The following is a 21,383-nucleotide window of genomic DNA, read 5'->3' as shown; positions in this document are numbered from 1 at the left end:
ACTCTTAAGGCGCGTGGTGCTGATAGATTGGGCCTATGCCCACACTCCATAAAATAACGGAGGTGATTAGTACTGTGACCATCAACACCAAGGCCACGGTCAACACTGCGCAAGCATAAAGGAAGGCCCGCTCTTTATTCATATTCATCAAAATGGGGATGCCTGCAAACACCAGATAAATGGAATACATACCTGCAATTCCGACCGCAGCCATAGTCAACCAGGGGTGTGGGAAAAGCACGACAATGCTGGCAAGAAAAATCGGTGTGGTGATAAAAACGGCGAGTGCTGTACCTTCATAGTGCCTAGTGGGCTCATCCCCCTCGACCCCATAGGACCTAGCCATCCAGTTGATAAATTCCCCTAGGCAATAAACACCAACCAAAAGAGCAAAATAGGTAACGATTGATAAAACCGCCGCACTCTCAGGGGTCAGCTTCGCCAAGTGCCCGCCTACCTCAAACCCTACCCTAGTTACACCAAAATAACCGGCAACTGTAGGTATCAAAGCTAGAAATGGCACATGGGTCATGAATACCTGGAAGAAAGAATGCCTGTCCGCCCGTATAGCCTTCCACTCTTTCTCTGGGTTGGTCAGAATACCAATAGTGTGACTGAGTAACCGCACGCTTATTCTCCCTTTAATACCCTGCTTTGCAGTATCGGGGGTCGGCGCGAAAATAACCAATGCAAATAAGAAATTAAGCGCCACTTTCAAATCAGGTTGATTTATATCAAAGGTGGATGCTCATGCGATTTCGACCACTGCGTTTGGCTTTATAAAGTGCCTGGTCCGCAGCTTTTAGAATCTCCTCAGCCCTTCTCAATCTCCTGCTTTTCTGGGCAAGGCCGATACTAACTGTTACCTTGACTTGCTGGCCCGTACGGTTCTCAGAACGCCAAAATTTATTCCCAGAGCTACGTTTTCCTGAGCGAAGATGCATAGGGTAAGAGGCAATTTTCTCCCGCATAAATTCCAGCTGTTTCTCTGCCGCTTCCCGGTCACGCCCCGGTATCAGCAACACAAATTCCTCACCACCGTAGCGAAATAATTGCCCCGGTGCATATCTGGCAATTTGGGTAGCCACCATCCGTAATACCTGATCTCCAAGCTGATGCCCAAAGCGGTCGTTCAGCTTTTTAAAATGATCGATATCAATCATCGCAATGCAATAGTGCCACCCCGGTGTAAGCATTTGATAGCGAAACGCCCTCCGAGACTTAACCCCGGTCAGTTCATCGCGAAAAGCCAACTCATAACTACTCCCAAGCAACGAAGTTAGAAGAAGTAAGCCCGCTACAGACATCAGAGGAACCAAGGGCATACCACTCCAAACCCCATAAAGCATAAGCAGGTTGCAACTTAGCAACCCCATGGCTGTTGGTCCTGGGTAAAGGATCAATAGAGCGAATGCCCCCATTGAAGCCGCCATACAGGCCAAAAGTGGTAGTGGGGAGGAGAACGACTCAAAGACTAACGACCAAGCCGGCAAGTGGGGCAACGAGAACTGCTGCAACAGTGGACCAAAGTTCTGCTGCATCCAAAAGAGCCCCATCCCCTGCCCAAGAAGCGCCAATAGCCAGACACCCCCCAAATAGCCCCAGATACTACGATCGCGGCTACAACTAAATAGCATCAGATTGAGAGCTATCAATCCCAGGTAAATAGGTAGGTCCTGCTCCCACCCCAATAACCAGTCCAAGCGAGTCGCCCCATAGAAAGCCATCAGCAGCAATGCAGCCAAACCAACCCGGCTGGAGTGGTAAAAAAAACTGAGTAGAAGCGCCCCTACCAACAGGAGAAATGGCAGCTGGGCATTGTGCAGAAAGGCCAAATCAAGCCAGGGTAAGTATTGGACAAGCGGTAAACCCAGAAGTAGCCCAGGTATCCAGCTAAAACGCAGCCACTGAAAATACGACGGCATGGTGATGAATAGGAACTAAAAAATAACAGGCAATTTTACGCAACTAGCAAGCGCGTATTCTCAGAAGTAACTCACAGAAATAGAGAGGAGCGAAAATAAGCTAGAGTAAAAACAACAAAGGGGGCAAAACCGCCCCCTTCGAAATCCTGATACGACTACTTCACCACCCTTAGCGAGGGCTTTTTCACCGACTTTTTGCCTAAACTGGTAGGCGGTGTCGGCTCCGGCGGTTCCGGGGTCTCTTCAGGCTCGAACACCATGCCCTGCCCATTTTCACGGGCATAGATACCGATAACCGCCCCTACCGGGACTTGTATATCGGTAGGCACGCCACCAAAACGCGCATTAAATCTGATCGCATAGTTGTCCATGGTCAGGCCAACCACAGCACTTTCCGAGACATTCAGCACAATCTGGCCGTCGTCGTTAACATGCTGTTGAGGCACCAAGACTCCAGACAAATGGGTATCCACCAGAATATAGGGAGTGCACCGGTTATCGGTTATCCACTCATAGAACGCCCGTAAAATGTAAGGACGATTGGATGTCATAGCCGGCTTACTCACAAAAGTGTCCTCAACGCATTTCCCGTTCGTACTCAGTCAGGCTCTGCTGGAAGGCTTCGCGAGCAAATAGGCGATCCATATAATCCAGTAACGGCTTAACCTGCTTGGTTTTAGGCAAACTGACTTCAAACTGCTCAAGACGCCACAGCAGCGGGGCCATGCAGCAATCGACCAGAGAGAACTCTTCATTAAAGAAATAGGGCAACTCGGTAAACATCGGCGCAATACCAACGAAGCTATCGCGCAGCTCTTTACGCGCAGAAGCTACATCTTTGCCGCCAGCCAAGATTTTATCTACCAGCGGGCACCAGTCACGCTCGATGCGGTGCATAATCTGACGGCTCTGTGCACGGGCAACCGGATACACAGGCAGCAACGGCGGATGCGGGAAACGTTCGTCCAGATATTCCATCATCACCTTGGTTTCGAACAATACTAAATCGCGATCTACCAGGGTGGGCAAAGAATTATAGGGATTGAGGTCAGCGAGCTCGGCTGGTTTATCATCGGGATCAACATCAATGATGTCGACGGAAACTCCCTTTTCTGCAAGCACAATGCGCACGCGGTGGCTGTAGTGGCTGCGACCATCGGAAAAGAAGGTCATCGAGGAGCGCTTGTTGGTAGGCACACCCATGTTCAATCTACCTCAAACTAGTTGGTCGGCGAGCGCCAACCTTTTCAAAATATAAAAGGGTGGCGGAGCAACTCCACCACCCATCAAAGAGAAACCGGCGAAACTTAGTGGTGTATGTCTTTCCAGTACTCGCGGTTCAACAGCCAGGCGAAGATAAAGAATACAAAAATAAACGCCAGCACGTAGAAACCAATGCGCTTGCGATCTTCAGCCATAGGCTCGGCAATGTACTCCATAAAGTTGACCAAGTCATACATAGCCTGGTCGAACTCTTCAGGATTCATGGAGCCCTTCACACTACCGACTTTCAGGCTGCCACAATCGGCATCCATAATGGGGTTGCCCAACTCATCGCGCACAATCTTGCCGTGGTCGCGCTTAGGACCCGGGGCACATTCCGGTAAACCCTGCAGCTCCATCAAAACATGGGGCATAGCGACACTGGGGAATACCAGGTTGTTCACACCGGTAGCCCGGCTGTCATCCTTGTAGAAACTGCGGAGATAAGTGTAGAGCCATTCCGGTGAGCGGGAGCGGGCTACCAGCGTCAGGTCCGGAGGTGTGGCACCGAACCACACCTTCGAGTCATCCGGACGCATGGAGATCTCCATCAGATTACCAATCTTATCGTTGCCCAGAACCAGGTTCTGCATCATCAACTCGTTGGGGATATCCAGATCGGTGGCAACGCGCTCCCAGCGGGAGTAGTTGGCACTGTGGCAACCCATGCAGTAGTTGACGAAGTACTTGGCACCGCGCTGCAGAGACGGCTTGTCCTGCAGGTCGATATTGATGTGGTCCAGCTCAACACTGGACTCGGCACCTACCGCCTTAATGGGAATAAAGGTCAGCAGTCCGACAATCACAATACCAATAAACAAGATACCGAAAGTCTTGGCGCCAGACGGGCTGGTTACACGCTCAGGCTCCGGATATACGTCATCGCGGTTAGTAATCCATGGCAGAGCGGCAAAGAAGCCCGCCAGTAGAAGGGTTACCACAGCCATGAAAGTATTCACAGAGAGATTGGCAACGGCCATCCACAGGAACAGCACACCGAAGCCGATGCTTACAACCCAGGAACCAATGCCTTTTTTGCTCTTCGGATTCGTCCAGACCGGCATGGTCAGGAAGAAGGCGAAGTAGAACAGAGTCGCCACCTGAGACAGGAAGTTGCGTTCAGGGGTCGGAGATTTAACACCAAGATAACCGAGGATAATAAATACCGCAGCGAACACCAGCAGTAACGCCTTGGGCAACCAGCCTTTGTAGCGGATGGAACGCACCGGGCTCTTATCCAGCCAGGGCAGCACAAACAGCACCGCAATAGCAGCACCCATAGCAACAGTACCGAGGAACTTAGCCGGCAGAGGGCCAATATCCATAGTTACTGCGCGCAAAACTGCATAGAAGGGTGTGAAGTACCAAACCGGGGCAATATGTGGCGGCGTCTTCAGCGGGTTTGCCTCTTCGAAGTTAGCGTACTCCAGGAAGAAGCCACCCATCTCCGGGAAGAAGAACACAACGGTTGCGAAGATAAACAGGAATACCGCGATACCCACCAGGTCGTGAACCGAGTAGTAAGGGTGGAAAGGCACGCCGTCTTTGGGAATACCGTTCTCGTCTTTGTTCTTCTTGATCTCGATACCGTCTGGGTTGTTAGAGCCCACTTCGTGCAGCGCAAGAATGTGCAATACCACCAACAATACCAGCACCAACGGCAACGCAATGACGTGCAGAGAGAAGAATCGGGTCAGAGTAATACCTGAAATCAGGTAGTCACCACGAATCCACTCCACCAGGGTGTCACCGATACCGGGTATCGCACCAAACAGGGATACGATCACCTGGGCACCCCAGTAGGACATCTGACCCCAGGGCAGTACGTAACCCATAAAGGCTTCGGCCATTAGCACCAGGTAGATACACATACCGAAGATCCACACCAGCTCGCGGGGCGGCTTATAAGAGCCGTACATCAGGCCGCGGAACATATGCAGATACACTACCACGAAGAAGGCAGACGCACCTGTCGAGTGGAGATAGCGTATCAACCAGCCCCACTCCACATCGCGCATGATGTATTCAACGGAGGCAAAGGCGCCCTCTGCAGAGGGGTTAAAACTCATTACCAGCCAAATACCGGTCAACAACTGGTTGACCAGTACGAGCAGGGAGAATACGCCGAAGAAGTACCAGAGGTTAAAGTTTTTGGGCGCATAGTACTTGCCCATATGCTTATCCCAGGCCTGGTAGATCGGCAGACGCTGATCTACCCAGTCACCGAAATTTGCTAGCCATTTCATGCAGCGCCCTCCTGGTCTACACCAATCACGATTACAGCATCGCTCTCATAGGAATAAGGCGGAACCTCCAGATTGGTAGGTGCCGGAACACCGGCGTATACACGGCCAGCCATATCGTATTTAGAACCGTGGCAGGGACAGAAGAAACCGCCCATCCATTCGTCACCACCCAGGTCGGCAGCACCGACTTCGGGACGGTACATAGGCGCACAGCCCAGGTGAGTACACAGACCAACCAGAACCAACAACTTCGGCTTGATAGAGCGGTTTTCCGGGTTTACATAAGCCGGCTGGATAGACTCTTCGGAATTGGGGTCTCGCAATAGCGGCTCCACCTTTTCCAGGTCCTGTAAAATCTCGTCAGTACGACGGACCACATATACCGGCTTGCCGCGCCACTCAACGGTGACCATCTGACCCGGCTCAAGTTTGCTAATGTTGTACTTAACCGGAGCGCCCGCAGCTTTCGCCTTGGCACTCGGCTTCCAGGAAGCGACGAAAGGCACGGCCACCCCAACCGCACCCGCACCACCAACTACAGAGGTAGCAGCGGTTAAAAAACGGCGCCGTCCTACATTTACACCGTCATCACTCATGACGTAGTTCTCCCATCACAGCGATCCCGGACAGACCGGAAATGCGCTGGCCCAAACCCAAAAAGTCTTGAAAGAAGTCCCGCTCCGGCAGATTGCCCGCGCGAATAAACCCCACAAATCAAGCGGATACAAATCCGCGCAATGTTAAAGAAAATGCCATTTTGATACAAGGCAAAGACCTGGGGAACGTCTGGAATTGCGCGGTGAAATTGCGAGAAATTGAACAATTCCCAAATGGGTATTCAAAGTCACAACTACCGGATAGAAAAAAGCCCGGCAATTGCCGGGCCCAAAAGAAAGCTTAACGCTTGGAGAATTGCGGCTTCTTACGCGCTTTGCGCAGACCCACTTTCTTACGCTCAACCTCACGGGCGTCGCGGGTAACAAAACCAGCGGCGCGCAGCGGTTGACGCAGTTCCTCATCGTACTGCATCAGGGCGCGGGTCAGGCCGTGACGGATTGCACCCGCCTGACCAAAGGAACCACCACCTTTTACAGTTGCGATGATGTCGAATTTCTCGACCATGTCTACTTTTTCCAGCGGCTGACGCACGATCATGCGAGCTACCTGGCGGCCAAAGTATTCGTCCAGGTCGCGACCATTTACGCTGATCTTTCCTTCACCGGGCACGATAAATACACGAGCGGTGGAGGTCTTGCGGCGGCCGGTACCGTAGTATTGAGTAGTTGCCATCAGATTTCTTCCCGTTTAGATCGCCAGTTCAATCGGCTGTTGTGCCGCGTGAGGATGTTCACTACCGCCGTATACTTTCAGCTTCTTGAACATGGCGCGACCCAGAGGACCCTTCGGCAGCATGCCTTTAACGGCGCTTTGAATGGTACGCTCGGGCGCTTTCTCGATCAGCTTTTCAAAGCTGATCGACTTGAGACCACCGGGGTAGCCGGAATGGCTGTGGTAGATCTTGTCTTTGGCCTTATTGCCGGTCACGCGAACCTTCTCGGCATTGATCACAATAATGTAATCACCAGTGTCCACGTGGGGCGTGTATTCAGGCTTGTGCTTGCCACGCAGGCGGTGTGCGATCTCGGCAGAAATACGGCCGAGGGTCTTGTCCGCAGCGTCAACAATGTACCAGTCGCGTTTTACCGCTTCTGGCTTGGCACTGTATGTCTTCATGTTATAAACACCTGTAATATGACCCCCTGGTTTTAGGGGCCGTCCCACAAAAGAGCGCGGATAGTACAAAAGGAGTGCTCGCTTTTCAAGCGATTTCTGGGGCGCCCACCCATCTCGGCAAGCGAGGCTATTCCGGGCGATGCGCCCTCTCCAGGTACTCCCTGGACTGCATTTCCAATAACCGGCTGACCGTGCGCTCAAACTCAAAACGCAGGTGCTGCCCTCCATATAATTCTTCGGCCAGTACCTCTGCAGAGATCACCAACTTGACGCAGCGATCGTAGAATTCATCCACCAAATTGATAAAGCGGCGCGCCTGGGCATCCATGCGCTCATCAAACCGCGGTACCGCCGCCAACAGCACCGTATGGAATTCCCGCGCCAACTCTATATAGTCATTTTGTGAGCGAGGACCATCGCACAGATCTTCAAAATTGAACCAGGCAACATCATCTGCCACCTTCAGTGCACGGATAGGACGCCCCTCAACCTGCAAGTCGACATCACTGCGCACCTCACAACCATCCACGATCAGACGGGAGAAACTGTTGGCCAGGTTTTCGTCTGCCGCTCTGTCGAGTGGAGCATGGTAAAGCTCCAGTAACTCCAGGGTGCGCAGCCGGTAGTCGGTGCCACCATCGACATTCACCACCTTGGTGTGTTGCTGAAGGAGTTCTATAGCTGGCAGAAAACGGGCTCGCTGCAGACCATCTTGATAGAGCCCTTCCGGCACGATATTAGAGGTGGCCACTAGAGCCACCCCACGGCGGAACAAGGCATCCAAAAGGCCCGCCAAGATCATAGCGTCAGCGATATCTGAGACAAAGAACTCATCAAAACAGAGCACACGCGCCCTTCGCGCAATCTTGTCGGCTACCTTTTCCAGCGGGTTTTTCTCCCCGGCATACTCCTTCAGATCCTGGTGAACCTGGCGCATAAACCTGTGGAAATGGGTGCGCTGCTTCTGCTCAAAAGGCAGGGACTCATAGAAGGCATCCATCAGATAGGTTTTACCGCGCCCCACCCCACCCCAGAAGTAGAGCCCGCGCTCAGGCCCAACATCGGCGCCGCGCAGACGTGAAACTAGCCCGGCAAGAAACCCTCGCTCAGCCCTTGCCACCAAGCGCAGGTGCAGATCTTGCAGCTCCTGAACCGCTGCCCTCTGGGACGAGTCCTCCAAAAATTCAGGGCGCTGTAGGTCATTCTCATAGCGCTCAAGAGGGGAAAGTAAGAGAGGTTTGGCGGGCAACATAGATGAAAATTTCTTCAACAGCTAAATCACAGGCGCGCACTCTACCAAATTCACCACAAAGCCGCCTAGGCGACAAAGGTACAACATCGGCGAACCCAGCCAAGCCCTACCCGCGTCCGATTCGCCAGCCTATACCGGCAATTCGGAACTGGCGGTAAATTGGCGTGTCGCAAATACCTAACAACCTTAATTGTCAGATTAATAATCGCGTATACTGGGCCCGCTAACATTGGGCGACAGTCACTTAACGTTGACCATCCAGGGCCTCAGGCAGTATCGCGGTCCAAATAACCGCCATCCATAATCATGCACCAGGGATCGCCAGTGCCATATAAGAGCAAGTTCGGGAGGTAGGAAGTGCACTCTACATCGGTATTAATTTTAGTTGGCATTCTCGGAATGACGCTGGGTGCTTTTTTAGCCTACCTAGCGATTCGCGGGCGCTCCAGTATTGACCGCACCCAAGAGCTGGAACAGCGCCTGCGAGAGGCCAATAGCAAGCTCGAGGATTTCCAGCTACAGGTCAATGAACACTTTGACCAAACTTCTCAGCTGGTTCACAACCTGACCGAAAGTTACAAAGACGTTCACGAGTATCTATCCAATAGCGCTTTACGCCTCTCCAACCAGGATATAGGCCGACAAATGCTTGAAGCAGGTAGCGGCAAACTGAAAGAAGACGACAAGCAACTTCAAGAGATGGAACCACCGAAAGACTGGGCACCGAAAGAGCCCGGCGCCAAAGGCACCCTCGATGAAGATTATGGCCTGGAGAAAGAAGCACACGCAGGCAGCTAACAAGTAACAAGAACCCAATAAGCTCTATTTTTCGCAACGGTTTAAAATCGAAAAAGGCGGGATATCCCGCCTTTTTCATTAAGTTGCAAGCTTACAGACTCTGGTAATAATCCATCAGGATCTGCGCCACTTCCGGGCGGGAGAACTCCGGAGGCGGCGCAATGCCATCCCCCAGCATTTCACGTACCTTGGTTCCAGACAGCAAAATAAAGTCTTCCTTAGTGTGATCGGGTACATCACGCATCATCACAACTTTATTGAGCTTCTTTGAGTAAGCCGTGTGATCGGCTCGGAAGATTTCGATTTCCAAAGCACCCTCAGGTACCTTCTCATCGAAAATAGTCTGCGCATCGAAGGCACCGTAGTAATCTCCAACACCAGCGTGATCTCGGCCTACAATCAGGTGGCTACAACCACAGTTCTGGCGGAACAACGCGTGCAGCACGGCTTCGCGAGGACCAGCATAGAGCATGTCAAAACCGTAACCGGTCACCATTACGGTATTAGCAGGGAAGTAGAGCTCGACCATCTTGCGAATCGAGGCATCGCGTACCGGCGCAGGGATATCACCGGGCTTTAACTGCCCCAGCAACATATGAATCAGGACACCATCTGCCTCTACCGCTTCAAGAGCCATCTTACACAACTCTTCATGGGCGCGATGCATAGGGTTGCGGGTTTGGAAGGCCACCACTTTGCTCCAACCACGCTCGGCAAATTCATTGCGAATTTCTACCGCTGTGCGGAAGGTATCCGGAAAGTCGTTAATAAAATAACTAAAGTTCAGTACTTCGATAGGGCCAGAAATTAACTGACGACCAGCGGATTTAAAGGTGGCAACACCGGGATGCTTATCATCCAGGGTGCCAAAGACCTGCTCGGCCATCGCATCCATCTGCTCATCGGATACGGTTTCAATCGATTCCACATCCATGATCGCCAGCACCGGGTTACCCTCAACATTCGGGTCCCGCAAGGCGATTCGAGATGCCCCCTCAATAGCACTGGTGTCTTCAACAACATTCAACACCGGCACAGGCCAAAAGAGGCCGTCGACTGTGCGCAAGGTGGCAGCAACACTCAGTGCATCGGCCAAGTTCATATAACCGTGTAAGGGGTTGAAATAGCCCGCTCCCAGCATGACTGCGTTGGCGGCAGCGGCAGAGCTAACCACAATAGAGGGCAACGACTCCGCTTCATGCATCAGCTGGTGATGCCGCTCGCTGTCATAAACAAAGCGAGGCTGCAGCTCAACACTGCCGTGGGGACGAACTAAGGACATTTTGGTCTCCAAATACAAAATTTGCCGGTTAGTCAATTATCGGCTGGCCATTATACGCATCTATAAAGGCTGACCAATGTCAAACCTATACAGAATGGGGGAGTATAGCTCCCCCTATAGCCCACTAAACAACAATACTGCTCTAAGAAATTGATGCTCTACCGAAACACAGTTTTTACAGATCGTACATATATTCGAAGTAAAGGCTGCGGGTAATCTAGCCAGGAAATAAACACTGGGAAAATATCCCCGAATATCCGTTTGGGGCTGTCAACATCAATAGGGCATAGATATAAGAACTGGGGCGAGAAAGGTCGGCTTACCACCCCCGATCAAGCTCAATAAACCTTCTGGGGACCACAGGGTAACTATAAGCACTGGCAAGCATATGAATGGACTACCTTGAAGGCCTCTAAACAGAAGTCATTGATGCTGATCTTTTAAATACCCCCACTAAAGCTCCCTCAATAGTCACTAGGGGGATAGAAAACTCCTCGCAGAACCCCTAACTCACCTTGAACTAGCCACTGAAACAGCAGCAAGGCTGTACTCGGCGAATCCCCAGCAAGAGGTGTGTATAATCAGCACAAATGAGGAGTCTCGAGTGTCCCAAAATCGCTTTTTACAGGATTGGGCCCTGCCTGCCCTGATAGGTTTGGCTATGGCCGCACTACTGTTGGTCATATTTCCGCAGTTGCGCGGCACAAACCCCACACCTCCCCAGGAGGATTGGCAGGGGCCAGTTTCCTATGCCCAGGCAGTCAATATGGCTGGTCCCGCTGTAGTTAACATTTATACCCGCATGGCACTACCACAGCGGCAACACCCACTATTTAATGACCCCCTTTTTCGCCGTTTGTTCGACAATATGAATGTCCCACAGAGGGAACGCATGCAGTCGAACCTCGGTTCTGGGGTTATTGTCAGTGACAACGGCTATATTCTCACCAACCACCATGTGGTCGACCAGGCAGACGCTATTGTCATTCTGCTCGCTGATGGCCGCGAGGCACAGGCTCGCATGGTCGGTAGCGATGCCGACTTTGACTTGGCCGTTTTGAAAATCGAACTCGACAGCCTAACCTCTATCTCAGTTGGTGAGCCCGAATCCGCTCAAGTAGGCGATGTAGTTCTGGCTATTGGCAACCCTTTTGGGGTTGGCCAGACGGTCACCCAAGGCATCATTAGCGCCAAGGGACGCCACTTGGAAAACTCCGGCACCGGAAGCCACCTACAGAATTTCTTGCAAACTGACGCTGCCGTGAATCCGGGTAATTCCGGCGGCGCATTGGTGGACTCCCGCGGGCGCCTGCTCGGTATTAACACTTCTATTCTCAACCAGTCCGGCTACTCCGGCGGGATCAGCTTCGCCATTCCCGCCAATATCGCTTTTAAAGTAATGCAGGACATTATTGCTTACGGCCGCGTTGTACCCGGCTGGCTAGGCATCGAAGCCAGCGCAATCAGCCCGCAGATGGCTAAGGAATTCAATCTCCTCTCCACCGGTGGCGTCATGATTACTGCCATCTACAATGAGAGCCCAGCTCATAACGCCGGACTCAAACCTGGAGATGTGATCACCCATATCGATGGACTCCCCATTGGCGACGGAAAGCAAGGTGAGGCCACCATGGCAACCCTGCGTCCTGGAGACACCATATCCATTACCTTCACTCGAGAGGGGCAGTCTCATACGGTGGAAGCTACCGTGTCAGTCAAGCCTGACACAACAACCCCTGTGGAATAGCCTGCCGGGGAACAAGGAAGACAACCTATGCGCACAATCATCCTTTCCATCCTCGCGACTCTTGTTGCCGGGCAATGCTGGGCCGATGACAAAGAGGAACTCCAAAAACTACTACATTATTTTATCGATAATGCTGCCAGCAGTGCCGAGGCCCATCAGCGCTTTTGGGCTGATGACCTTGTCTATACCAGCTCCGCGGGAAAGCGATTTGGCAAAGCAAAAATCATGCAGGGCATGGAGACAGCTGGCGATGAGCCCATAACAGTGAACTACGCCGCAGAGGATATCGATATTCGCCTACTTGGAGATACGGCAGTAGTAGCTTTCAAATTAGTGGCCAACGATAGTGTCAAAGGAAAGAAAAACTATTATTTAAATACAGGCACTTTTGTGAAACGCCAAGGAGACTGGTTTGTAATCGCCTGGCAGGCAACCCAAATTCCCAGAGAAGGAAGCCAGTAGAAATAGAATATTGCGTGGGCCAGGCTAGTCCCCGGCCCGCCTTTCGCGCCAATTCTCGCGAACATTAGCCATAAATCGGGATTCACTGGGTACATTCGCCCGGGCAATTAGCCCCCTAGCAAAAGTCTCTACCTCCTCCCTGCTTCTCCCCTCTCCGGAAAAAGAAGCTCGCACCTTAATAAATTTATCCTTGCGTACAAATAAATAGGTATGGGTATCAAAGCGCTCCCCATCTGCGGCGAGGAAATAACCGGAAAGCCTGGTCACGGGCATGTCCTGCCCCTGTACGCGCCATATTTCTGAAGCCTCCTCACTGAGATCCAACACCTGCCACTGAGCCTCCCTCTCGACCAGCTCAAGCTCCTGGCGAACCCTATCCAGCTCCTCAACCTGCGCCTGCTTCAGATCTCCCCACTCCCAATTGGGGATTGGGTAGACAAAAACATCTACAGAATCGAACTGAAACTGACGGTGCACGTAGCGCGTTTGAGCCCCAAATAACGGGTGGCTAGCAAGCACAAGGGGGTTGCTCACATACTCACCGACAGACTCCGGCAAATTCAGAGCCGAGTGGTAGTCACTCGCTCCAATGGATTGATAGAGATACTCCGGAGCCATAACCCTATCTTCCTGCAGTAAAGCTATCAGCTCCCCTGCTACCACTTTGGCTAAATCTTGCTTTGCGGCAAGCGGAGAAGTAAACAGGCTTATTGTTGTTGTGAACGGAAACTCTAATTGATAACGCTTCAAGGGTAGGCCGTGCCAAGTCAGGATTGCATCGATATGGATATCCTGCGTGGTACGCACAGGAGCCAACATCAAGGTGGCACCGGCTATAACCGCCTCGCCGATATCCTCTATCCCCTCCTCAGAATAACCGGCAGAAGTTACCAGTAATTGGTAAGGAATATCGTCGTTACCAGAGTGTACAGAACTAAAGGCTGTGGAGGCTTCCAGCTGCCCCAATAGCTCCGTGTAGTCCACTACACCATACTGACAATATTTGAGCAGAGAACTTTCGGAATAGTCGTTACAGCGCCGTTCAAAATCCTCACCAGGCATCTTGGCGAATAGGGATAGGGCGGGAAGGCTCTGCTCAAACCCTGAATATTTTTCAACGCTATATTCATCAGTCGTCGCACAACCAACCAGGCTAAGAGCAGCTAAACACAGAAGTAATTTACGCATGATGTGCCTTACTGGTGCCAGTTACCGCGATAAGGTATTCGTTTATTTCTTGATCCGAAAGGCGGCAGAGCGAGCATGGGCTTCCAACCCTTCACCACAAGCGAGAGTGGCAGCTACACGACCAAGCTGATCGGCACCTTGTGGGGAACAATAAATAATCGAACTGCGTTTCTGAAAATCGTAAACACCCAGGGGGGAGGAGAATCTCGCGGTACCACTGGTAGGCAGTACATGGTTGGGGCCCGCGCAATAGTCCCCCAAAGCTTCTGCAGTATAGCGGCCCAGGAAAATCGCACCGGCATGACGAATTTGCGGCAACAAAGGTTCAGGATCAGCCACAGAAACTTCCAGATGTTCGGGTGCAATACGATTAGAGATTTTTATTGCCTGCTCAATAGAGTCCACCAGAATCAGAGCACCGCGATCCATTAGTGACTTGGCTGCTATTGTTGCGCGAGGCAACTTCGCCAGCTGCCGCTCAAGGGATGACTCCACCGCATCGAGAAATTCTGCGTCAGGGCATAGCAGAATCGCCTGCGCCTGTTCATCGTGTTCGGCCTGGGACAGCAGATCCATCGCGATCCAATCTGGATCGGTGGCCCCATCACAAATAACAAGTATTTCCGAGGGCCCGGCGATCATGTCTATTGCCACATGGCCAAAGACCGCGCGCTTGGCACTAGCCACAAAGATATTACCGGGGCCAACGATCTTATCTACCGAGGCAATCGTTTCGGTGCCATAAGCCAGTGCGGCTACCGCCTGTGCACCACCAATAGTGAACACTTGATCCACTTCGGCAATCGCTGCCGCGGCCAGAACCAAATCACTGATCTCGCCCTCGGGAGCCGGAACCACCATAACCACTGAATCCACGCCAGCAACCTTAGCCGGAATAGCATTCATTAATACCGAGGAAGGGTAACTGGCTTTACCCCCAGGTACATAAATGCCAACACGCTCCATTGGAGTAATCTGCTGACCCAATACTGTGCCGTCTGCCTCGGTATAGCGCCAGGAGCCCTGCTTTTGGTATTCATGGTATTCACGTACGCGCCGGGCGGAGACTTCAAGAGCCTCACGCTCCTCGACTCCAATACGGGCAAGAGCCTCAGTCAGCGCTTGTGAAGTTAAACAAAAGTCTTCTGCTCCAGTAAGATTACGGCGATCAAAACGGTTGGTATATTCAATAACCGCAGCATCCCCTCGACTGCGCACCTGCTGCAGAATTTCTGCAACTGTCTCCTCGACCTGTTTATTGGCCACCGTCTCCCAAGCGAGCAACTGCTTTAATTGCCCATCAAAATCTGTGTCAGCGGCACTTAGCCGACCAATAAACTTGCGAGTCATAACGTCTAAAAATCTTCTAATTCTACGCGACAGCTGTCGACAATTTTTCAATCAGCTGACTGATTGGCTGATACTTCATCTTCATGGCGGCCTTATTGACAATCAAGCGGCTACTGATATGCGCAATCATTTCACGAGCTTCAAGGCCATTGGCTTTTAAGGTATTACCACTATCGACTATATCTACAATTTCATCGGCAAGATCCATCAATGGAGCCAACTCCATTGCGCCATACAGCTTGATAATGTCCGCCTGCCGCCCTTGAGCGGCATAATGTCGCTTGGCGCTCTCAACAAATTTTGTTGCCACTTTTATCCGCCCCTTCGGCAGAGCGGCCCCCTTCACCCCTGCTGTCATTAGACGACAGCGCGCAATACCGAGATCAAGAGGTTCATAAATACCGTCGGCATGATGTTCGAGCAGAGTATCTTTACCAGCAACCCCCATATCCGCAGCGCCATGCTGCACATACGTGGGAACATCGACACCACGCAAGAGAAGCAGGCGCACGCCCTCGCAGTTAGTGGGGAAAATCAGCTTGCGGCTTTTCCCTAGGTCTTCAAGTGGTTCCAGGCCCGCCGCCGCGAGCAGAGGTAAGGTTTCTTGCAGGATACGCCCCTTGGTCAAGGCGATGGTGATTTGCATAGTCATTATTAAGCCGGCTCTTCTTCGAGAGCCGCCCCGACCTAAGGGGCGGCCGTCTCAACTTGCTAACCAGGTACTCGGCGAATACTCGCCCCCAGTTGCTGTAATTTTTCCTCAATACATTCATAACCCCGGTCTATATGGTAGATACGATCGACTGTAGTAGTGCCTTCAGCAACCATACCCGCAATCACCAGGCTTGCCGAAGCGCGTAAATCCGAGGCCATCACGGGTGCTCCTTTAAGCTTCTCAACACCTGTGACGAAAGCCGTATTACCCTCAAGGGTGATATCAGCACCCATACGGTTCAACTCATGAACCTGGATCAGTCGATTCTCAAAAATAGTCTCCACCACGGCGCCTTTACCCTCAGCTACGGCATTCATAGCGGTAAACTGCGACTGCATATCGGTGGGGAAAGCTGGGTAAGGTGCGGTGCGGAAACTCACCGCCTTAGGGCGGTTGCCCTTCATATCCAGCTCAATCCAGTCATCACCACAGCTCAGGTGTGCGCCAGCCTCCTCAAACTTCACCAATACCGCATCGAGGATGTCCGCACGGGTATGCAGAAGCCGAACCTTGCCACGAGCTGCTGCCGCAGCGGCAAGAAAAGTGCCAGTCTCGATGCGATCCGGCATAACGGTAAAGGTGCAAGGGGTCAACTTGGGGACACCGTGGATGCGCATAGTGTCAGTGCCAACACCCTCTATCTGTGCCCCCATGGCGATTAGGAATTCCGCCAGGTCGACGATCTCAGGTTCGCGCGCGGCATTGTGCAATACCGTGGTGCCCTCTGCCAAAACTGCCGCCATCAGCAGGTTTTCTGTACCACCGACAGTAACCTTCTCCATAACGATATTGGCGCCTTTAAGGCGGCCATTGGAGCGGGCCCGGATAAAACCACCGTCAATGGTTATTTCTGCACCCATCGCCTCCAGCCCTTTCAGGTGGATATCCACCGGACGACTGCCGATCGCACAACCGCCAGGGAAAGAGACATTAGCTACGCCGTGGCGGGCCAGTAGCGGACCCAAAACCAAAATAGAGGCGCGCATGGTTTTCACCAGCTCGTAGGGCGCCGTCAGATCGTTGACCGAACGGGGGTCTATTTCAACACCCAGCTTCTCATCAATTGTGACATCACACCCCATACAGCGCAGCAGGGTGATCATCGTGGTGATGTCATTAAGGTGTGGCAGGTTATGAATATGTACCGGACCATCGGCCAAAAGTGCTGCGGCCAAAATTGGCAGAGCGGAATTCTTCGCACCAGAAATTCGCAGGGTGCCGGAAACTGGGCTACCACCCTCTATTATTAACTTATCCATTCGGTCTCGTATTTCGGGAGTCGCCTAAATACAGGCGACAGGTTATCGACTGGCTTCTTCTGGAGTAAGGGTCTGCATTTGCACGGCGTGCAAAGTGCCGTCGGCAATTTTGTCATTTAGCGCCGCATAAACCAGCTGTTGCTTTTTCAAGCGGCTTAGACCTTCAAAGGCGCTGCTCACCACAGTCACCATTAGGTGGCTACCTTCAAAGGCGACGTCGACATTACTCTCGGGGATATGACCCTCAATGAGGGTTTTGATTTCATCTGGTTGCATAGGTGGGGGATTTGCGTTAGTTAAAAAACATCACGCAAGTGTACTTGAATCATGAAGGGTGCGCAGCTGCGCACCCTGAAGTTCGCCGACTAGCTCACTTTATCGGCAACATCCTGTCCTGCGGACCAGTTGGAGATTACCTTGTCGATATCCCCATAAGACTGCATAGATTGAGAAAACTGACTGCGGAAAGTTTTACCCAAATTAACGCCATTTAAGATAACGTTAATCAGCTTCCACTCTCCGGCGCGGTTACGCACCAGAGTATAAGAAACTTTGGTAATACCCTCTTTGCTGCGCACTTCCTGCAAAACATTAACCCGGTTCCCACTGGGCAAAGTTCCCGGGTTGACCACTTTCACATCGAGGTCGCCAAAATTTGCTACACCGCGAGCAAATGTTGCCACCAGATCTCGACGAAAAGCACTGGAAAAACGGGAGCGCTGGGATGCAGTCGCCTGTTTGGCATAACGCCCCATAACACCGCGTGCGATAAAATCAAAATCCACAACCGGCGTCAGGACCCCCTCAATAGCGCTGTAATATCTCTGCGGATCAGAGTTGGCATATTGGGCATTTGAGCGAATCACACTCAACAGTTTTTGGGAAACCCCTTCAATCATTACATAGGGGTTTTGATCGGCATACGCAGCGGGGACCACAGCAGATACCAATACTGCGCAAAGTACAAATCTTAGCCACCCGGAAAAACCGTACCGACCAATCCAAAATGATGTATTCACAAATACTCTCCAATTAGCAAATCATTCCTTGGACGCACACAGCGTAAATAAGTGCCATGACGAGGCTGCTGGCAATCAGTCCCAGTAAATGGGAATTTGTCGTTCATCCGCTGAGTGACATAGCTGACAGCAGCGGCGGCAGACTATACCATGACCGCGCCCGGTGGTGTGGCAGTGTACGAGCGTGTCATTTGACACTCCGGCAGGCGACCGGTTTTCCTACATGCCTGTTGGGTGTTCGTATTTAGATTAGCACGACAATCGTACCAACTGTCGCTACAAGCCCAAAGAAGAACAACGATCTCCCACTGTGCTATATGCCCACAAGTTAAATTGGGCAGGTAGAGTTATCACAAATACGTTCAATAGTTATAAATTTGTATATTTAGAAGTCAGTAACTAGAGGCACTTAATGACCCGAGAATTAACAATGGAAGCTGGAAGGCGCACCGTGCGAATGGAAATGGAAGCTGTCGCCGCACTGGAGCATAGGATCAACGGCGACTTCCAGCGCGCCTGCGAGATGATCTTAAAATGCCCAGGCCGTACCATCGTGACAGGTATGGGTAAGTCAGGACATATCGGTCGTAAAATAGCGGCAACCCTCGCTAGCACCGGTACCCCAAGTTTTTTCGTCCACCCAGGGGAAGCGAGCCATGGCGACCTAGGAATGATCACTCGCGACGACTTAGTGATATCTATCTCTAATTCAGGCTCTTCCGCAGAGGTACTTACTCTGCTGCCATTACTGAAACGCCTGGGTATCCCCATGATCAGCATGACAGGGAAGACGGATTCGCCATTAGCACAAGCTGCAGAGGTAAACCTGGATATTTCGGTGCAAACGGAAGCCTGCCCTCTTAATCTAGCACCAACCTCATCAACCACTGTCACACTGGTTATGGGTGATGCTCTAGCTGTAGCCCTACTGGAAGCGAGAGGCTTTACCGCTGAAGATTTCGCATTTTCCCATCCAGGAGGAGCCCTCGGTAGACGTCTGTTACTCAAGGTCGAAGATGTTATGCACGCAGGAGAGGAGTTACCCCAGGTCCAACCCGATACTTTGCTATCTAAGGCCCTACTAGAAATGACCAGTAAAGGGTTTGGTATGACCACTATTGTCGATTCCAAAGGTGAGCTGCTCGGTGTGTTCACCGATGGGGATCTACGACGAGTGATCGACCACAAAATCGAGCTGGGTAAGGCCACAATGGATCAAGTGATGAGCCGCCTTCCCAAAACGGTATCTGCCGAAACCCTGGCTGCTGAAGCACTGCGAATTATGGAAGACTACAAAATCACCGCACTCGTCGTGGAGGATAAAGCCCACCACCCCGTAGGTGTTTTACATATGCACGATATATTACGCGCCGGCGTAATCTGAGATAATCAAATAAATGACGGCGCAAATTAGCACCTCACAGACATTTCGGAAGGATTAACCTGGTGGTTTCAGAAGAAGAAATAAACTCTGCACTGCAGAAGGTACGCTGGTTGGTATTGGATGTAGATGGCGTCCTCACCGATGGCAAGCTCTATTTCGATAATAACGGCAATGAGCTGAAGACCTTCAATACACTCGATGGGCACGGCATTAAAATGCTGCAAAATTCCGGGGTTCGCGTAGCCATTATTACAGGGCGACGCAGCTCGGTAGTGGAACGCCGCGCTCACGATCTTGGCATCACTAAACTGATCCAAGGGCGCGAGGACAAATTTACTGCACTGCAGGAACTCTTGTCCGACGAGTCATGCCGCCTGGAAGATATCGCCTATATTGGCGACGACTATCCTGACCTACTGGTTATGACCCGTATCGGCTGCCCCATAGCTCCTCCCAATGCAGCTCCTCCAGTCATGGAACGTGCCCTGTGGATAACTCGAGCCTGCGGTGGTGAAGGTGCAGTGCGCGAAGCTTGTGATCGAATTATGCTGGCCCAGGGAACATTTGATTCTGCCCTCGCCCCCTACATTGGAGAGAAATAATGCGCACCTGGCTACCGCTGCTATTAGTAATATCGCTAATCAGTGTTGGCCTGTGGCTTTCAGAGAGCCCACCTGATCAGCTGCTGGGGGTTCGACCTACCCCCCAGCAGCATGACAAAGCGGCAGAGCTAATCATCCGAAATGCCAAGACACGCCACTTTAATGAGGAAGGAAATCTAGCCTATCGCGTGGACGCGGACCAGATAACCTACTACCAGTTTAAACGTCGTGACCGGGCAGACCTGACCGAACCTCGCATGGTTTTTTACCAAGATGACCAGCCTAAATGGCGTACAGAGTCCCGGGAAGGAGTGGCACACAATCGCGGTGAACGAATAGTCCTGAGTGGCGATGTAGAAATTGATGAACTACCCACCCCTGGTGGCATCAAATTGGAAACGTCCAGTATTACGATCCTGCCCGCGAAGGAATTCGCCGAGACAGACAAAGTTGTTACTATAAGCTCTGGCCCAAACCGCACCACCGGCAAAGGCATGCGCGCTTACTTGAATGAAGACCGGATGGAAATCCTATCCGATGTAAAGAGCATCTATGACACTGACTAATTACCGCCATCTGTTAAAAGTCACCACCATCGCAGCGCTCCTGCTCACAGCCTCATCGGCTTTTGCACTGCCTGAGGACCGCCAGCAGCGGATCAATATAAGCTCTGATGCAATGAATGCAGGTCTAAATAATAACTTGGTGGTATATAGCAATAATGTTGTTATAACTCAGGGCTCTTTAAAAATACGGGCAGACCGCGTTGAGGTTTATTTCACTCCAGAAAAGGAGATTAGTCGTGTAGTGGCCGTGGGCAAACCCGCACATTTCCAGCAAAAGATCCTCCAGGGCGAGAACCCCGTAAAAGCCAGAGCCCAACGCATTGTATATCAAGTGGGCTCTGAGGAGTTGCAACTAACCGGTAAAGCCCATGTTGACCGGGAAGGCAACACACTGACAGCGGAAAAAATTGACTACGACCTCACTACCGAGCAAATGAGCGCCAAGGGCCAAACTGGGAAAGGGCGTGTAGAGATGACCTGGAAACCCGAGAAGAAAGAGAGCTCGCAAGACGCCAATGATAATCAAGGCCAGTAAACCCTCTACTTAATACCTCATCATAAGTAACAAATATTATTGCACCGGCGGGCATC

23 protein-coding genes are annotated in these 21,383 nt (G+C 51.7%); 7 read left to right on the top strand and 16 right to left on the bottom strand.

The genetic code is table 11. The annotated features are described in order from the left end of the window. Positions 1-4 precede the first annotated feature (4 nt). The 9 genes from ACJJIT_RS04155 to zapE all read right to left on the bottom strand — a co-directional run bounded on the left by ACJJIT_RS04155 (position 5) and on the right by zapE (position 8,420). Complete coding sequence (locus ACJJIT_RS04155) at positions 5-628, bottom strand: Yip1 family protein (protein ID WP_252082979.1); 624 nt, start codon at positions 626-628, stop codon at positions 5-7. 106 nt (positions 629-734) lie between these two features. Continuing rightward, positions 735-1,835: a GGDEF domain-containing protein gene (locus tag ACJJIT_RS04150; protein ID WP_444900061.1), complete on the bottom strand. Its 1,101-nt coding sequence runs from the start codon at positions 1,833-1,835 to the stop codon at positions 735-737. A 245-nt stretch (positions 1,836-2,080) separates the two neighbouring features. Then, positions 2,081-2,476 carry a ClpXP protease specificity-enhancing factor gene (locus ACJJIT_RS04145; protein WP_252086012.1) on the bottom strand — a complete coding sequence of 132 codons (396 nt, stop codon included), beginning with the start codon at positions 2,474-2,476 and terminating at the stop codon, positions 2,081-2,083. A gap of 25 nt (positions 2,477-2,501) precedes the next feature. After that, complete coding sequence (locus ACJJIT_RS04140; protein WP_252082981.1) at positions 2,502-3,128, bottom strand: glutathione S-transferase N-terminal domain-containing protein; 627 nt, start codon at positions 3,126-3,128, stop codon at positions 2,502-2,504. 104 nt (positions 3,129-3,232) lie between these two features. After that, positions 3,233-5,434, bottom strand: a complete 2,202-nt coding sequence (locus ACJJIT_RS04135; RefSeq protein WP_444900060.1) for a ubiquinol-cytochrome c reductase — start codon at positions 5,432-5,434, stop codon at positions 3,233-3,235. Next, entirely contained in the window at positions 5,431-6,030 is a 600-nt protein-coding gene (gene petA / locus ACJJIT_RS04130; protein WP_444884041.1) for a ubiquinol-cytochrome c reductase iron-sulfur subunit, read from the bottom strand. The genes ACJJIT_RS04135 and petA overlap by 4 nt, the downstream gene beginning before the upstream one ends. Positions 6,031-6,331: 301 nt before the next feature. Then, a complete protein-coding gene (rpsI, locus tag ACJJIT_RS04125; RefSeq protein ID WP_252082984.1) occupies positions 6,332-6,724 on the bottom strand; it encodes a 30S ribosomal protein S9 in 393 nt (130 codons plus the stop codon). 15 nt (positions 6,725-6,739) lie between these two features. Further along, positions 6,740-7,168, bottom strand: coding sequence for a 50S ribosomal protein L13 (gene rplM / locus ACJJIT_RS04120; protein WP_152454552.1), 429 nt, complete (start codon positions 7,166-7,168; stop codon positions 6,740-6,742). 127 nt (positions 7,169-7,295) lie between these two features. Further along, positions 7,296-8,420, bottom strand: coding sequence for a cell division protein ZapE (gene zapE / locus ACJJIT_RS04115; RefSeq protein WP_444900059.1), 1,125 nt, complete (start codon positions 8,418-8,420; stop codon positions 7,296-7,298). A gap of 357 nt (positions 8,421-8,777) precedes the next feature. Here zapE and ACJJIT_RS04110 point away from each other — a divergent pair, with 357 nt between their 5' ends. Then, positions 8,778-9,218 (top strand): YhcB family protein, encoded by a 441-nt coding sequence (locus ACJJIT_RS04110; RefSeq protein WP_252082986.1) that lies wholly within the window; start codon positions 8,778-8,780, stop codon positions 9,216-9,218. A 91-nt stretch (positions 9,219-9,309) separates the two neighbouring features. On the opposite strand, the gene sat is transcribed toward ACJJIT_RS04110, so the two are convergent. Next, a complete protein-coding gene (sat, locus tag ACJJIT_RS04105; protein ID WP_444884039.1) occupies positions 9,310-10,500 on the bottom strand; it encodes a sulfate adenylyltransferase in 1,191 nt (396 codons plus the stop codon). A gap of 604 nt (positions 10,501-11,104) precedes the next feature. Here sat and ACJJIT_RS04100 point away from each other — a divergent pair. Together ACJJIT_RS04100 and ACJJIT_RS04095 are read left to right on the top strand one after the other, a co-directional pair. Further along, positions 11,105-12,247, top strand: a complete 1,143-nt coding sequence (locus ACJJIT_RS04100; protein WP_444884038.1) for a S1C family serine protease — start codon at positions 11,105-11,107, stop codon at positions 12,245-12,247. 27 nt (positions 12,248-12,274) lie between these two features. Then, a complete protein-coding gene (locus tag ACJJIT_RS04095; protein WP_444886960.1) occupies positions 12,275-12,709 on the top strand; it encodes a nuclear transport factor 2 family protein in 435 nt (144 codons plus the stop codon). A gap of 24 nt (positions 12,710-12,733) precedes the next feature. Here ACJJIT_RS04095 and ACJJIT_RS04090 read toward each other — a convergent pair whose 3' ends face one another. The 6 genes from ACJJIT_RS04090 to ACJJIT_RS04065 form a co-directional block, all read right to left on the bottom strand. Beyond that, positions 12,734-13,897 (bottom strand): hypothetical protein, encoded by a 1,164-nt coding sequence (locus ACJJIT_RS04090; protein WP_444900058.1) that lies wholly within the window; start codon positions 13,895-13,897, stop codon positions 12,734-12,736. 42 nt (positions 13,898-13,939) lie between these two features. Beyond that, the gene (hisD, locus tag ACJJIT_RS04085; RefSeq protein ID WP_444900057.1) at positions 13,940-15,247 is read right to left on the bottom strand and encodes a histidinol dehydrogenase; all 1,308 of its coding nucleotides are present in this window, start codon (positions 15,245-15,247) and stop codon (positions 13,940-13,942) included. A gap of 22 nt (positions 15,248-15,269) precedes the next feature. Beyond that, positions 15,270-15,899 (bottom strand): ATP phosphoribosyltransferase, encoded by a 630-nt coding sequence (gene hisG / locus ACJJIT_RS04080; RefSeq protein WP_444900056.1) that lies wholly within the window; start codon positions 15,897-15,899, stop codon positions 15,270-15,272. Between the two features lie 59 nt (positions 15,900-15,958). After that, positions 15,959-17,221 carry a UDP-N-acetylglucosamine 1-carboxyvinyltransferase gene (gene murA, locus ACJJIT_RS04075; RefSeq protein ID WP_252082993.1) on the bottom strand — a complete coding sequence of 421 codons (1,263 nt, stop codon included), beginning with the start codon at positions 17,219-17,221 and terminating at the stop codon, positions 15,959-15,961. Between the two features lie 42 nt (positions 17,222-17,263). Next, positions 17,264-17,497, bottom strand: a complete 234-nt coding sequence (locus ACJJIT_RS04070) for a BolA family protein (protein ID WP_444884033.1) — start codon at positions 17,495-17,497, stop codon at positions 17,264-17,266. 89 nt (positions 17,498-17,586) lie between these two features. Further along, positions 17,587-18,240 carry an MlaC/ttg2D family ABC transporter substrate-binding protein gene (locus ACJJIT_RS04065; protein WP_444900055.1) on the bottom strand — a complete coding sequence of 218 codons (654 nt, stop codon included), beginning with the start codon at positions 18,238-18,240 and terminating at the stop codon, positions 17,587-17,589. A gap of 412 nt (positions 18,241-18,652) precedes the next feature. On the opposite strand from ACJJIT_RS04065, the gene ACJJIT_RS04060 reads away from it, so the two are divergent. From ACJJIT_RS04060 to lptA, 4 genes are all read left to right on the top strand, one after another. Then, positions 18,653-19,624 carry a KpsF/GutQ family sugar-phosphate isomerase gene (locus ACJJIT_RS04060; RefSeq protein ID WP_444900054.1) on the top strand — a complete coding sequence of 324 codons (972 nt, stop codon included), beginning with the start codon at positions 18,653-18,655 and terminating at the stop codon, positions 19,622-19,624. 62 nt (positions 19,625-19,686) lie between these two features. Then, positions 19,687-20,226: a KdsC family phosphatase gene (locus ACJJIT_RS04055; RefSeq protein WP_444900053.1), complete on the top strand. Its 540-nt coding sequence runs from the start codon at positions 19,687-19,689 to the stop codon at positions 20,224-20,226. Then, positions 20,226-20,792 carry an LPS export ABC transporter periplasmic protein LptC gene (gene lptC, locus ACJJIT_RS04050; protein ID WP_444900052.1) on the top strand — a complete coding sequence of 189 codons (567 nt, stop codon included), beginning with the start codon at positions 20,226-20,228 and terminating at the stop codon, positions 20,790-20,792. Before ACJJIT_RS04055 ends, lptC begins: the two co-directional genes overlap by 1 nt. Further along, positions 20,779-21,327: a lipopolysaccharide transport periplasmic protein LptA gene (gene lptA, locus ACJJIT_RS04045; protein WP_444900051.1), complete on the top strand. Its 549-nt coding sequence runs from the start codon at positions 20,779-20,781 to the stop codon at positions 21,325-21,327. The genes lptC and lptA overlap by 14 nt, the downstream gene beginning before the upstream one ends. The last annotated feature ends 56 nt before the right edge of the window (positions 21,328-21,383 follow it).

It is taken from the genome of Microbulbifer mixtoriginis (SeqCode), assembly GCF_052467515.1.
Note: the sequence above shows the minus strand (reverse complement) of the source record. Positions and strands in the feature narration are given on the sequence as shown.

What these genes read in the sequence shown, in the direction of transcription:
- petA (WP_444884041.1), bottom strand. Translation starts at nt 6,030, where the DNA reads ATGAGTGATGACGGTGTAAATGTAGGACGGCGCCGTTTTTTAACCGCT.
- rpsI (WP_252082984.1), bottom strand. Translation starts at nt 6,724, where the DNA reads ATGGCAACTACTCAATACTACGGTACCGGCCGCCGCAAGACCTCCACC.
- ACJJIT_RS04135 (WP_444900060.1), bottom strand. Translation starts at nt 5,434, where the DNA reads ATGAAATGGCTAGCAAATTTCGGTGACTGGGTAGATCAGCGTCTGCCG.
- ACJJIT_RS04145 (WP_252086012.1), bottom strand. Translation starts at nt 2,476, where the DNA reads ATGACATCCAATCGTCCTTACATTTTACGGGCGTTCTATGAGTGGATA.
- zapE (WP_444900059.1), bottom strand. Translation starts at nt 8,420, where the DNA reads ATGTTGCCCGCCAAACCTCTCTTACTTTCCCCTCTTGAGCGCTATGAG.
- murA (WP_252082993.1), bottom strand. Translation starts at nt 17,221, where the DNA reads ATGGATAAGTTAATAATAGAGGGTGGTAGCCCAGTTTCCGGCACCCTG.
- hisG (WP_444900056.1), bottom strand. Translation starts at nt 15,899, where the DNA reads ATGACTATGCAAATCACCATCGCCTTGACCAAGGGGCGTATCCTGCAA.
- ACJJIT_RS04060 (WP_444900054.1), top strand. Translation starts at nt 18,653, where the DNA reads ATGACCCGAGAATTAACAATGGAAGCTGGAAGGCGCACCGTGCGAATG.
- rplM (WP_152454552.1), bottom strand. Translation starts at nt 7,168, where the DNA reads ATGAAGACATACAGTGCCAAGCCAGAAGCGGTAAAACGCGACTGGTAC.
- sat (WP_444884039.1), bottom strand. Translation starts at nt 10,500, where the DNA reads ATGTCCTTAGTTCGTCCCCACGGCAGTGTTGAGCTGCAGCCTCGCTTT.
- ACJJIT_RS04095 (WP_444886960.1), top strand. Translation starts at nt 12,275, where the DNA reads ATGCGCACAATCATCCTTTCCATCCTCGCGACTCTTGTTGCCGGGCAA.
- lptA (WP_444900051.1), top strand. Translation starts at nt 20,779, where the DNA reads ATGACACTGACTAATTACCGCCATCTGTTAAAAGTCACCACCATCGCA.
- hisD (WP_444900057.1), bottom strand. Translation starts at nt 15,247, where the DNA reads ATGACTCGCAAGTTTATTGGTCGGCTAAGTGCCGCTGACACAGATTTT.
- ACJJIT_RS04070 (WP_444884033.1), bottom strand. Translation starts at nt 17,497, where the DNA reads ATGCAACCAGATGAAATCAAAACCCTCATTGAGGGTCATATCCCCGAG.
- lptC (WP_444900052.1), top strand. Translation starts at nt 20,226, where the DNA reads ATGCGCACCTGGCTACCGCTGCTATTAGTAATATCGCTAATCAGTGTT.
- ACJJIT_RS04140 (WP_252082981.1), bottom strand. Translation starts at nt 3,128, where the DNA reads ATGGGTGTGCCTACCAACAAGCGCTCCTCGATGACCTTCTTTTCCGAT.
- ACJJIT_RS04090 (WP_444900058.1), bottom strand. Translation starts at nt 13,897, where the DNA reads ATGCGTAAATTACTTCTGTGTTTAGCTGCTCTTAGCCTGGTTGGTTGT.